The sequence below is a fragment of the Bacteroides sp. genome, assembly GCF_028690125.1.
In the GTDB taxonomy this organism is placed as follows: Bacteria; Bacteroidota; Bacteroidia; order Bacteroidales; family Bacteroidaceae; genus Bacteroides.
Map to the genome: position 1 here is coordinate 40976 of NZ_JAQVBV010000018.1, position 13248 is coordinate 54223.

A 13248-nucleotide genomic window follows, 5' to 3' on the forward strand; every position below is an offset into this window, starting at 1 on the left:
TTATCGTATTTCGTATTTCTCTACAATTTGATTGGGCCAGAAAAATAACAGGAAGCAATAAAATAGTATGTCTCTTGATATTAGTGATTTTAATTGCGTAAAAACGCCGATTTTATTTACACGCATCTGTTTTCTTATTTTATACGCTAAAGCAACGTTATACAAACAGAAAAACCACCAACTAAAATAAGCAGCTACAAGGGACACCAATAACAGAATCGTCGTATATTGCTGCTTCACAAAAGTCGGGATGTAATACTTATTATTCCAATGCTTGCGGAACAACAATGCTGTATATTTAATATTGGACACCTTATCGACCCTCATCCCATAGCTAACCATATGGTGATAAGCCAACAGTTGATCCTTTCGGAACAGTAAGGTTCCGCTTTTCGCCATGCGAAGCCCCAAATCGTAGTCCTGACTCCGTTTCTGCCTCATATCCATCCCATTGAATCGTATCCAATAGGCTTTTTCGATCAGGAATAGCCCACCGACAATCGCCTCATACCTGCCCCCCTCTTGGGATGGGATACGCTGATTTTTATACAATAATTCCTGCTTGGTATTATAGACATAATCGATAAAAATACCCGAAATAAAAGGATATATCATCTCGCGCTCCGACTTGAGTATCTTAGGAAGAAAGCCCGGCTGAATTTCCATATCTCCGTCAATGAAAAAGAGAATATCTCCTTTTGCCTCTTTGGCTCCTATATTACGTGCTACCGCCGCGTTGCACTCTCCCGTAATGAGAATCGTCTTAATAAGGTTATAACTCTTAGCCAATTCAACACTGCCATCGGTAGATTGACTGTCTACATACACAATATTATACTGCGTAATGTCATCGGCTTTAATTACATCTAATACAGAATTAAAGCATTGCCTCAAACGCTCTCCTTCATTTCGCCCTATTATTATAAATGATATCATATTTTGTTTAAAAAAGCTCGTTCCTCAAAAGATAGTTTTCTATGTTCCATAATTTGATGTGTCAGTTTAAACACATTACGCATAGCGGCACCATTGATGTGCATCAGCGTCATATCCATCGTTAAAAGCGCTTTTACTGTTTTCCGCAAACACAATTGCACACATTTAAAATAACCGTAAGCGATCGAATGGTTCGGATTCTTAACAGAACCTATATAGGCTAACGTCGTTCTGTATATGTTTTTATCAATACTTATCGCTTTGTTTCCCAAATCTTTGTCGTGATATGCTATCACCGAAGGTTCAACCCCTACTTTACCGCCCCAGCATACTACTCGGTTCACATAATCATTATCCTCTCCGTAATGAGGGAATAAAGGGTCAAAACCACCTACTTTTTTTATACAATCAATGGTCATCAGCCATATAGCAGCATTAACGAATGCAATTGGTTCAACTTGCTTCGACGATGGATCGATATGCGCATTTTTTAAATAACTTGCAAATTGTTTCTCGATACCCCCTTCCGAGCTATGCATTTGCAAAGGCGATAAAACCCAAAATGCAGGATGTTCTTGCTGGGCTTTTATCAGATCGTCTATGGTGTTTTCGAGCACCCAAGCATCTTGGTTTAACAACAAGGCGTAGTCATACCCCTCCCGAATTACTTTTTTCAGCCCGATATTATTCGCCTGTCCGAAACCTGAATTTTGACTTTGGATCGACAACATGACATCCGGAAACTCACTCTTTATGATGCGAATCGTATCATCCGACGACTTATTATCGATCACTAACACATCATATTTTACGCGGTCGATTGAGCTTAAGCATTTCCGAATAAACTTTTCTCCGTTATAGGTAACTATAATGATCAATACCCTCACCATGTCATTTCCGAATTAAAAGATTGTATGCGCCCAATAGTGTTAGCACCTGATTACACTCCAATGGATTGCCGTTTTTATATAATTCAACCATATCTTCTTTTAATTGCGGATAATCATTCATTTTATGAATGTGCGAATTAAAATAGTCATCCATTGCCTTTGCCGTACTTGGATTTAATGACCATATATTGATCGGCGTCACCGAATTAATTGCCGTTGCGTTTTCAAAGAATAATTTTTTAAGTTTGCGCTGCACCTTATTTATTGTAATAATTATCTTATTTAAATTGGGTTTACCGATCAACCTTACTCCATTGTGCCTGAAGCGTGCTGCTTTCGGATATTTCGTAACAATCCATTGATCATATAGGATCTTATTGCGCCTTATCTCGTAAGGAATTGAAAAACAAAACGCAATAAACTCGACATTACAGAAAGGAGAATAGGTTTCTGTAAAGTTTTGTAGAACCGGATTAGCACCCGAATTTACCCCATTGAATCCCCTATTATAAAAAGAAAACAGTTCACGACCTTTATATTTTTTCAATAATCCATCAATGTCGTATTTAGCATAAAACGATTTGGCTAAGCGTTTCGAATGCAGATCATACCCTTTTAATGTAGAGATGGTTTCGTCTCCTTGATTTGCAAAAGTACCGACAATGACATCTCCGATCTGACCGGTATGGATGACACCGATATTTGTCTTATTCAAGATCTCAAAAAAGTCTTTTAGGACGGCTGCACCAAAATACATGTAAAGACCTTCATTTTCATAAATACTCTCATCTATGTTTTTTAGTAGCGAACCGATATAATTTGCCATATGGACATAATGTCCATATTGTAATTGACCTCCAATATTTCCGCTTGTTTTATGATCAGCAAACCCAATGGGAGAATAGGTATATGAATAAAACTCCTTTCCCACAATACGCTCAAGAGCATAGGTTGTCATTCTCGAATCAAGACCTGCACTTAATGACGTCCAGTTTTGATAACCATACTCAGCGTTTTTATCGACCTGAGCCTGAACCGATGCGGCAAACAATTGATCTAATCTATCAATAATATCCTTTTTTGAGAGCTGATAGTTCGGTTTATACTCAAACTGAAAGTAAGTATAAACACTCAGTTTCCCATATTGAAATACCAAATAATTACCCCCCAACAGTCTGTTCACATTGTCCACATAGGTCATCTCCTCGATCATATAGCCAAAGGTTAATGAGCTATATGCCGCCGTTTCGTTTAGCTCGATCGAAGCACCGGTTTGCCGAAGCATATGCGTAACAAACTTAATCTCAGATCCGACATATAAATCCCCTCCGTTTTCAGCATAAAATATGGGTTTATCTCCGATGTGATCCGTAAATACGATGAGCTTTTTTGCATTTATATCATAAAAAAGCCCAGAAAACGACCCTCTGAATTTATTGCAGAAAGCGTCTCCCTCCTTACCGTACATTTCTTTGATAAGCTCAATTTTATCGGCTGTTTTATATTCTTTAAGGAGTACATTGTAATTGAAAACAACTCCCTCGATTAAGAAAATGTAATTAGGATCACCATAGATGATCTTATCTTGTAAGAATTTATTTATTGTATATTGCTGCACAAAGAGATCTTCACGATCTATCGATTTGGAAACCAACTGACGCTGATCGCTAAACAGATTAATCTTCGAATTTGTGGAGCTTAAAAATCCCGGCATACGACTTATTTTTTAGTAGTGTTCTAACAAAGTAATAAAGAGACAAGATACATATAATAGGAAAGCATAAGAATAGCCCGTATGAACGATGATTCTTGGCGTTAATAGGGAAAACAACTTTATGAACGTCTTTGCTAAAAATATACTTGAATAGATTCCTTGAAAAGAGTTTTGACGTAGTCTTTATATATCCCCAAAAATTCTCTATTGAGAAGTATTTCTCTAATACGACATAACTTGCTGCGTACACAGAGGATAAATTTTTAGACAAGCTTTGTTCCGTATTTCTATAATAAAAGAACACCTGAGGAACATATCTAAATGATGCGGATTTATTGTTACATAATACATGAAGATAAAACTCCCAATCTTCCGAATGTTTTATAGAGGTATCCCATTGAGTGTTTTTTATTAATGCCGCAGGAAAAAGTGCGCAACCCGGTATAAATAAAAAATCTTTCAGAAAATGAGTATACATATCTTTAAAATAGATGTCATATCCCATCGATATACGCTGTCCGAATTTTTGTGTATCGTAAATATTGCGACTATTGCCTACTTCTAAATTTGAATACAGGATAAAATTGTCTCCCACCTTAGCATATTCCCGGATCAACACATCAAACCTTTCGGGTAACAGCACGTCATCGGCATCCAAAAATTGAATATATTCGCCTTTTGATAAGGACAATCCGTAGTTTCGAGCTTTTGACGGACCGCTGTTTTCTTGCTTAAAATAAGAAAAACGGGAATCTCTCTTTGTATATTCCATAACGATATTTGCCGAGTTGTCCGTAGAGCCATCATCGATAACAATACACTCCCAATTTGCGTAAGTTTGGGACAAAACAGACTCTAACGTCTCAGCTATATATTGCTGAGCATTGTATAAAGGTATTATGATAGATATCATTTATAAATTTTCTGTTAGCTTAATAATTCTGTTCGTTGCACTAACAACAGTACAATCTTTAGGAACATCTCGTACAACGACAACGTTTGCTCCTAACTTACAATTATCACCTATTGTGCAACGTCCTATGATTTTGGCTCCAGCCCCTATGTAACAATTATCTCCAATAGTTGGCGACCCATAATAAGGAGATTGTTTGTCATTGTTTGAACCAATCGTTACTTGTTGATAAATAGTTACATTTTTACCTATTTTGGCTTGATGAGATATAAATATACCACTAATACCATGCGGGAAAATAGGTTCAGATTTTATTTCAGCTTGAATCCCAATCCAACTATTATTTTTTCGCAATAAATATTCGAAGGAACTAAGTCATAATTTTCTATTGCTGTTTGAATGTAAATATCGATACAAATTGTAGATGTTCTTAAATTTAAGTTTAATATAAATCAGAACAAATGGTCTAATTACAAATAGTAACATTTTAATCAATTGAATCAATGACTTTTATGAATTTCGCCGGATTACCGCCATACAATCCGTTTGCAGGTAAATTTTTGGTAATAACACTACCAGCTGCAACAATTGAGTTTTCTCCTATTGTAACTCCTTTTAATACAATAGAATTCATCCCGATCCAAACATTATCCTCCAATACGATAGGAGCCGAAGCGGGAGATTTCATTCTTTCTTCGTAATTAACAGATACTCGATGCGAATTGTTATCGCATAAAATGACACCAGGACCTAAAAGGCAATTATTCCCGATCGTTATCTTTTCATTACAATGAATTACAACACCATGCAATTTACAATTACTCCCTATAAACAATTCACTATCTGGCAAATAGGTCGATAAAGCGACCTTGAAGATAGACCCATTTGGCTCGGAGATAAATTGCACATTGGACGCCACTTTTATGCTTCCTTTGTTATTTATATAGCAAAAATTTCCATTGGCACTATCAATATCTCCTTTAATGTCATGTTTGACAAGTAGTTCCTTTAGAGATAAATGTACAGGTATGCCCAGAAATTGTTTGATCGCTTTTTTAATAAGTTTTTTCACTTTACTATTTTATTGATATGATTATATAATCGTTTGCAGTTTTTGTTGTCCATTAAAGGAAAAAAAATATTCACTCGATCAAGATAAAGGTCATTCATTTTTGCATTATTCTCCATCATAGAAGTTAATGCATTTATCAATTCTTCATGATTTCCAACAACTGGTCCGAATCCCATTTTATGATGAGAATAATACCCTCTGCCTAAATGCGTTGCAATCAATTGTGGATAATCCCAACAATAATACACGATAGGTTTTTTCATATAAGCAAAATCAAAGTGAACACTTGACACATCTGTAATTAGTAATTTCGATTCTTTAAGTAATTGTTGAATTTCGGTACCATCTTCAGCAATTGTAATACGCTTGTTAGTAGTTTTAAATACGGATAAAAAGGATTTCATTTCGTAGTGTGGCTGAAATATTAAAGTATAGTTATACTTTTCAAGCAATAGAGATAGCTCTGGAGCATTTAAAAATTGATCTATTCGCATATAGTACTCAGTTTCTTGAAATGCCTCTAACGATAAATTACTTAGAGTCCGCCTCCAAGTAGGCATAAAGAGCATTTGTTTTTTTAGTGTATTATTATGATGCAGGTTGTCGAACCTTGGAAATCCAGTAAGTAGAACCTGTTCTTTATTAAATCCAAATTTTTCAACTACGTAATCATATTCAGGCTTTGCTCCACAAACAAATAAATCTATATCAGAACTCTGTTTTCCGTAATAGGGTGACACATCTGCGTTAGTTATACCATGTTGTAGAAAAACATTCAAACAATTTAAGGGCTTTTGATATATTTTTGATGAGAATCTTGTTCGTGGATATCCAGCATTATAATGCGAGTTAGCATACACTTTGGAAGCACAGAACAACAGTTTATGGTAGAAACTATTATATTTGAGAGTGTTCTTCTTCGGAATACAAGTACTTTGGCTTGTTGATGATATATAATATACCTTTTTATCAGTAGCAGTATTTTGCAAATACTTAAAAAATGCAAATCCATTATCTTGCATTGTGTCAACACGTTCTCCGATAAGCCAAATCTTTTTTTGTACAAAAAGTTTAAACGTGGAAGCCAATTTTTTATAAAATAATATTTCAAATTTATCTGAAATAGAAAACAAGAATTGTTGCGATAGTATTCGCACCATCTTTATAACAAATAAAATATCTTTTGACTGTGACCAAGGATTAGTAGCACATAACTGAATAAGCTGCATTCCCCTGTTTATTCGTTTCTTTTTGGAGTATATTGATATTTTCTTGCGAAAAACAATAAACAACAAAATATAATATACAACTTTGCTATTAGACTTCAGCTCAAAATCATCTGACTTAATATGTTCTCTAATGCAATTCTCTTGTTCTGTCCAGTTAGGATTGTTCAATAAATTAAATCGTTTTATTCTCCATAGAACGGAGAAACTACGTCTTAATGACTGCAATCGTAGTTCCTTATCTGAAAACTTATGTTTTAGTGCTAAAAAAAACAGACGATGTGCATAAAAGAAATCATCCCAATTTTTGGGAGTATGCTCTTTCGGCTTGGATAAAGTACCCTCTCTATTTCTGTAATAGTAACAAGGTTTTGAAACAATAGATACTCTATCTATTTGTGAAAATAGTTCTCCAAGAAAAGGTTGGTCTTCACTAACAATGGGAAGTTGCTTTATATCTTTGATTATATCCCTGATGTACAACTTATTCCATGCAGGTAGCAAAGCTTCATAGAGAGAAGCGTTCGTCAGCACTTCCAAGACTGAAAACTTTCCTTTCTTTAGGTATTCACCAGTGGTTATGACAAGTCCATCATCAGAGACTTTGGAGATACCACACATTGCCACCTGAACATTCCCATATAACATAGCGTAATATAGCAATTCAAACATATCTGTTGAAACATAGTCGTCCGAGTCAATGAATCCGACATATTTGGCAGACGCAACGTTAACGCCTGTATTGCGAGCAGCTCCTAATCCCTGATTTTCTTTGTGATTAACAATTTTAATTCGATTGTCTTTTTCAGCATACTGCTGCAATACTATGTTAGAACTATCCGGAGAACAATCGTTCACACAAATAATTTCAATATCTTTTAGCGTTTGATTTATCAATGAATCAAGACAAGCCGACAGATATTTCTCTACATTATATATCGGAACAATTATTGAGACTTTTGGAGACATAATATTTGTTTTATCTTTCTACGAATTAGTTTACAACAAAAAAAATATCCTAAATAAAAATCACTACACAATATTGTTTTTATAATTTTATATTTTGTTTTATATGTACATTCTTTTGACCATAGAATATAATTATCATACCACTTATAATATACTTTTTTACAATCAAATCTATTATTACAAACACGTTTCCCAAAATTCAATACCTTAACCCCTTCAATAAAATCATATCCTAATTTTCGGAAACGTCCCGTTACATTTGTATCGTGTCTTCGACAGTAGTCCAATTTAGCTGGTTGCTCTACAACATCACCTTGCGAGGTGATGTTTGTCCACAGCATCCAATCTCCGACAAGTTTCATTTTCGACCAAAGATTTGTATCAACGCAGAAGTAGTTATCTTTTCTAAAAAGTACCATACTTGCATTACATATTCCATTACCCCATAATAATCTATCTCTGATAAAATCGATTCCATTATATCTAATATCTATCTCTTTCATAATGGGTTTGGTATGGATTTTATCTATAAAAAATTGAATACCTGAGAATGCTAATACTATTTTGGGTTCTTTAAAATGAGGGGTTAAATATTCAAGAAAATGTACGTCTGCCAAATCATCACTCTCCGCAATCCAAATAAGTTCGCCTTTGGCATACGCAATGCCTTTTTCCCACTGTTTATAAGATGTTCCTCCATTCTGCTCATTATAGACAATATGAGTAACCTTGGGATGGTTTCGGTATTGTTCTATCACATCACGGCTGTTGTCGGTACTGCAATCGTCAAGAATAATCAGTTCAAAATTCTGAAACGTCTGCCCCAAGATGGAATTTATTCGATCGGGCAAATAACGAGCATGATTGTAATTGGGTAAGATTATAGATACTAATGGAATCATTTTACTATCTCATATTTATCAAACCAATTTTCTCTCATTATTGAAGATTTAATTATCATATCTTCACAAAAAAAATTACCAAATCCTTTTTCATCAGTTGTTACATTAAACGACAAACTCGATTTACTTGTCGCATAATTTCTAATATTTCTAATTGCCACATCAAAAACAATTTTATAATCACCATTTGAAAATCTCAAAGGTGGAATTTTAAATTTAAAAATGTACGATCCAGGGTTAAGCGTTGCTTTCTTAGAATTATCATTATAATCAGCACGTGCTAATGGGTGTCCATAAGAACTGTTAATATTAAAGCCGATTACAAGTGATGGTATATCTTTACCGATTGTAACTCCAAATTCAATAATAATTTCCGAACTATTATATATGACAGTTCCTTTGGTAGGATAGACTTTCGCATATTCTAAAAACAGCACATCTTTATCACCTTCTCCAGCGTCAAATGACGATTGTACAATTTGGTCTACAATATAGGTTGCTATAGTATCAGATATATTACCGGAGAAACAAACACCTCCTTTATCCAATAAAATACCAGTAGTGCAAAGTTGTCTCATACTTAACATATTATGACTAACAAACAGTACCGTACGTCCGTCACCTTTACTCACCTCCTGCATTTTACCAATCGCTTTTTTCTGAAATTCTGCATCTCCTACGGCTAAAACCTCATCAACCACCAATATCTCAGGATCTAAGTGTGCTGCAATTGCAAACCCAAGACGTACCGTCATACCGCTTGAATAGCGTTTGACAGGAGTATCAATATAGCGTTCACAACCGCTAAAATCGATTATCTCATCTATTTTACTGGCGATCTCAGCTTTTGTCATACCCATTATCGCACCATTCATATAGATATTTTCTCGTCCGGTCATTTCGGGATGGAATCCAGTTCCAACCTCTAATAGTGATGCAATACGTCCTTTTGCTCGTATCGTACCTGTTGTTGGAGCTGTAACTCTCGACAAAATTTTGAGTAGCGTACTTTTCCCTGCACCATTTTTACCAATAATCCCAACTACATCTCCTTGTTCTACCTTGAAGTCGATATTGCGTAATGCCCATACATAATCGGAATCAGCAGCAGCACTGCGGTCGTTTACACTTCCTATCTTTAGATAAGGATCTTCCTTGCCCCTTACATTCATCTGAAACCACCTATTCAAGTCGTGTGATAGTGTTTTAGTACTAACCAAACCTAAACGGTATTGTTTCGATATATTATTAAACTCTATTGCTGTCATTGCTTTTTTGAAACTTTTAAACAGTATCCATAAAACTTCGTTGTACTCTGTTGAACACAACTATACCAACCACCATTAGTATTGTCATAAACCCAATGCTATAACCTAATAATGTCCAAGAAAACTCACCTACCCCCAAAACACTATACTTAAATGCCTCCACAATTCCTGTCACGGGATTTAAAGTCATTAACATATAAATATTCGGATTTTTGATGGTACTAAGCGGATAGATTATAGGAGTTGCATACATCCATAATTGAATTATAAATGTAAACAACACTGTCATATCTCGATATTTCGTAGTCATTGATGATATCAATATACCAAATCCTAATGCAAGAAAAGCCAATAGTACAATTAATATAGGAAATAGGCATAATGTCCAATTTACTGAAAATGAAAAATCGGTAAACGACAGATAGTATACATAGACAATAATCAGCAACAACAATTGAATACCAAGCCTTATAAGATTACTTGTTACAGTGGCTAACGGAACTACTAATCGAGGAAAATACACTTTACCAAATATTGCCTGATTAGCAGTAAATGTTGTTGATGTTTTATTCAAACATTCTGAAAAATATTGCCAACACAAGATTCCTGATAAGTAAAATAAGGGTTGCGGCAACCCATCTGTACTAATACCCGCAATACCTCCAAAAACCACCATATACATCAACGTGGTAAGTAATGGCTGAATAAAGAACCATAACGGCCCCAGTACTGTTTGTTTGTATTGAGTAACAATATCTCGCTTGACAAATAGTGTATACAAGTCTCTATAACGCCATAATTCAATAAAGTCAATGTCCCACAACTTATTTTTTGGCTTAATTATAGTGCTCCATTTCTTATCATCCATACTCATAATTTATCCTTTATACATCTCTTGATAATATTTTTCATACTCGCCTGAAGTGATATTATCCAACCACTCCTGATTATCTAAATACCAACGAACCGTTTCCTCTATCCCCTCTTCAAACTGTAATGATGGTTCCCAGCCCAACTCTTTTTTCAACTTGTTAGAGTCTATGGCATATCGTAAATCGTGACCTGCACGATCAGTAACATACGTAATCAAACGCAAGGAGTGTCCATCTGGATTGCCTAACAACCTGTCAACAGTTTTAACAATCACCTTAATGAGGTCAATATTCTTCCACTCATTAAATCCACCGATGTTATAAGTTTCAGCAATTTTCCCTTCGTGGAATATAACATCTATTGCCCGTGCGTGATCCACAACATATAACCAATCACGTACATTTTCGCCCTTGCCATATACTGGCAACGGTTTGCTGTGACGTATGTTGTTGATAAAAAGAGGTATCAATTTTTCAGGAAACTGATAGGGCCCGTAGTTATTTGAACAATTGGTAATAACAGTCGGCATACCGTAGGTGTCGTGAAATGCACGTACAAAGTGATCGCTACTTGCTTTAGATGCCGAATATGGTGAATGAGGTGAGTAAGCAGTATCTTCGGTAAAAAATGTTCCGTCAAACTGCAAAGAGCCATATACCTCATCTGTTGATATATGATAAAATCGTTTATCTGCATAGTTGCCTTTCCACTGATTTTTTGCTGCTTGCAGTAATGATAATGTTCCAATTACATTGGTGTGTGCAAAAGTAAATGGATCCTTAATACTTCTATCTACATGACTTTCGGCTGCCAAATGAATCACTCCATCGATATTGTACTCAGCAAATAATGACACCATTTTATCAAAATCGCAAATATCTGCCTTTATAAACGTGTAATTTGGAGCGTTTTCGATATCCGTAAGATTTGCCAAATTTCCGGCATAAGTCAATTTATCAACATTGATGATATGATAATCAGGATATTTGTTTACAAATAGGCAAACTACGTGACTTCCAATAAATCCAGCTCCTCCTGTTATTATTATATTTCTATTCATAGTTTTGTAAATTTAAGATACATTTTTTTAGAGAATCAATCCAATGCGGAATAGCAATATTGAATGTATTTTTGATTTTTGTTTTGTCCAGCACCGAGTAATGAGGGCGAGTAACTTTGCTGGGAAATTCAGAGGAGTGTATGGGATGAATCTCGCATTTATTTCCACTCATACTACAAATCATCTTTGCAAAATCATACCACGAGCAAACACCCTCGTTGCTAAAATGATAGATACCCTTCTTGGTAATTTGGTTTGAGTTGATTATCATACCTATTGCATTTGCCAAATCACCAGCGTATGTCGGTGTTCCTATTTGGTCAAAAATTACATTTAGTGAGTCTCTTCCATTTGTTAGATGTTGTATTGTCTTAACAAAATTGTTCCCCCACTGTGAATAGAGCCACGAAGTACGAATAATGATATAGTTGCAATCCGATGCCACGACACTCTTTTCGCCATCCAACTTTGTCCTGCCGTAAACACCTATTGGAGTAGTAGTATGCTCTTCTGTATATGGTATATGAGCAACTCCATCAAAAACATAATCTGTCGAGATGTGAATCAGCGTTGCTCCAACCTCTTTGGCCACATTTGCAAGATGTCCAACAGCAATATTATTCAATAAATTTGCCATTTTCTCATTCTCCTCAGCCTTATCTACATTAGTATAAGCAGCACAATTAACAATTACATCGATATTATTCTTGACGACCATCTGCCTAATTGCTGCTAAATTCGTAATATCAAGTTCGGCCACATCAGTAAAGATATATCGTTCTTTACTTGTTTTGGATAAAATTTGCATTTCAGAACCTAACTGACCATTAGCCCCTGTTACAAGTATGTTTTTATTCATAATAATTTTCAAAATAGCTAAACGGAGAATTAAATTCTTTGAACAAAGTGTTTTTTTTGTCTTTGTCTGAGAGTATCGCATCATTAGAATTTATGCCCCAATCTATTCCTAAATTCGGATCATTCCACATTATAGCCCCCTCGCTATCTTTATTATAAAAATTATCACACTTATACTGAAATATAGCTTCATCGCTGAGTACAACAAAGCCGTGGGCAAATCCTCGTGGTATAAATAACTGACGGTAATTCTCCTCTGACAACTCAACCGACACATATTCACCGTATGTCGGAGATCCGATTCTAATATCAACTGCCACGTCCAGCACCTTACCTTTAATACAACGTACCAATTTGCTTTGAGCATAAGGAGGGCACTGAAAATGCAAACCCCTCAACACTCCGTAGGTTGACTTGCTTTGGTTGTCTTGTACAAAGATGGTCTTGCAGACTTTTTCAGTAAACTCTCTCTCTGAAAACGATTCATAGAAATATCCTCTATCATCTTTAAAAATACGAGGTTCAATGATAATAACCCCATTTATATTTGTCTTTATTGATTCCACG

At 35.3% G+C, this 13248-nt stretch carries 13 protein-coding genes; all 13 read right to left on the minus strand.

Annotation, left to right across the window (positions count from 1 at the left end):
* The 13 genes from PHO71_RS12875 to rfbC all read right to left on the minus strand — a co-directional run bounded on the left by PHO71_RS12875 (window position 1) and on the right by rfbC (window position 13247).
* Window positions 1-936 carry a glycosyltransferase gene (locus tag PHO71_RS12875; RefSeq protein ID WP_300203853.1) on the minus strand — a complete coding sequence of 312 codons (936 nt, stop codon included), beginning with the start codon at window positions 934-936 and terminating at the stop codon, window positions 1-3.
* Window positions 933-1826: a glycosyltransferase family 2 protein gene (locus PHO71_RS12880; RefSeq protein WP_300203855.1), complete on the minus strand. Its 894-nt coding sequence runs from the start codon at window positions 1824-1826 to the stop codon at window positions 933-935. Before PHO71_RS12880 ends, PHO71_RS12875 begins: the two co-directional genes overlap by 4 nt.
* A gap of 1 nt (window position 1827) precedes the next feature.
* A complete protein-coding gene (locus PHO71_RS12885; RefSeq protein WP_300203857.1) occupies window positions 1828-3540 on the minus strand; it encodes a hypothetical protein in 1713 nt (570 codons plus the stop codon).
* Complete coding sequence (locus tag PHO71_RS12890) at window positions 3503-4453, minus strand: glycosyltransferase family 2 protein (protein ID WP_300203859.1); 951 nt, start codon at window positions 4451-4453, stop codon at window positions 3503-3505. Before PHO71_RS12890 ends, PHO71_RS12885 begins: the two co-directional genes overlap by 38 nt.
* Window positions 4454-4807, minus strand: a complete 354-nt coding sequence (locus PHO71_RS12895) for a serine O-acetyltransferase (protein WP_300203861.1) — start codon at window positions 4805-4807, stop codon at window positions 4454-4456.
* A 133-nt stretch (window positions 4808-4940) separates the two neighbouring features.
* Complete coding sequence (locus PHO71_RS12900; RefSeq protein WP_300203862.1) at window positions 4941-5525, minus strand: DapH/DapD/GlmU-related protein; 585 nt, start codon at window positions 5523-5525, stop codon at window positions 4941-4943.
* Complete coding sequence (locus PHO71_RS12905) at window positions 5522-7720, minus strand: CDP-glycerol glycerophosphotransferase family protein (RefSeq protein ID WP_300203863.1); 2199 nt, start codon at window positions 7718-7720, stop codon at window positions 5522-5524. Before PHO71_RS12905 ends, PHO71_RS12900 begins: the two co-directional genes overlap by 4 nt.
* Window positions 7699-8622, minus strand: coding sequence for a glycosyltransferase family 2 protein (locus tag PHO71_RS12910; RefSeq protein WP_300203864.1), 924 nt, complete (start codon window positions 8620-8622; stop codon window positions 7699-7701). The genes PHO71_RS12905 and PHO71_RS12910 overlap by 22 nt, the downstream gene beginning before the upstream one ends.
* Window positions 8619-9890, minus strand: coding sequence for an ABC transporter ATP-binding protein (locus PHO71_RS12915; protein WP_300203865.1), 1272 nt, complete (start codon window positions 9888-9890; stop codon window positions 8619-8621). Before PHO71_RS12915 ends, PHO71_RS12910 begins: the two co-directional genes overlap by 4 nt.
* A gap of 16 nt (window positions 9891-9906) precedes the next feature.
* The gene (locus PHO71_RS12920) at window positions 9907-10767 is read right to left on the minus strand and encodes an ABC transporter permease (protein WP_300203968.1); all 861 of its coding nucleotides are present in this window, start codon (window positions 10765-10767) and stop codon (window positions 9907-9909) included.
* The gene (rfbB, locus tag PHO71_RS12925; RefSeq protein ID WP_300203866.1) at window positions 10768-11823 is read right to left on the minus strand and encodes a dTDP-glucose 4,6-dehydratase; all 1056 of its coding nucleotides are present in this window, start codon (window positions 11821-11823) and stop codon (window positions 10768-10770) included.
* A complete protein-coding gene (gene rfbD, locus PHO71_RS12930; RefSeq protein ID WP_300203867.1) occupies window positions 11816-12682 on the minus strand; it encodes a dTDP-4-dehydrorhamnose reductase in 867 nt (288 codons plus the stop codon). Before rfbD ends, rfbB begins: the two co-directional genes overlap by 8 nt.
* Entirely contained in the window at window positions 12675-13247 is a 573-nt protein-coding gene (rfbC, locus tag PHO71_RS12935) for a dTDP-4-dehydrorhamnose 3,5-epimerase (protein WP_300203868.1), read from the minus strand. Before rfbC ends, rfbD begins: the two co-directional genes overlap by 8 nt.
* Window position 13248 lies beyond the last annotated feature (1 nt).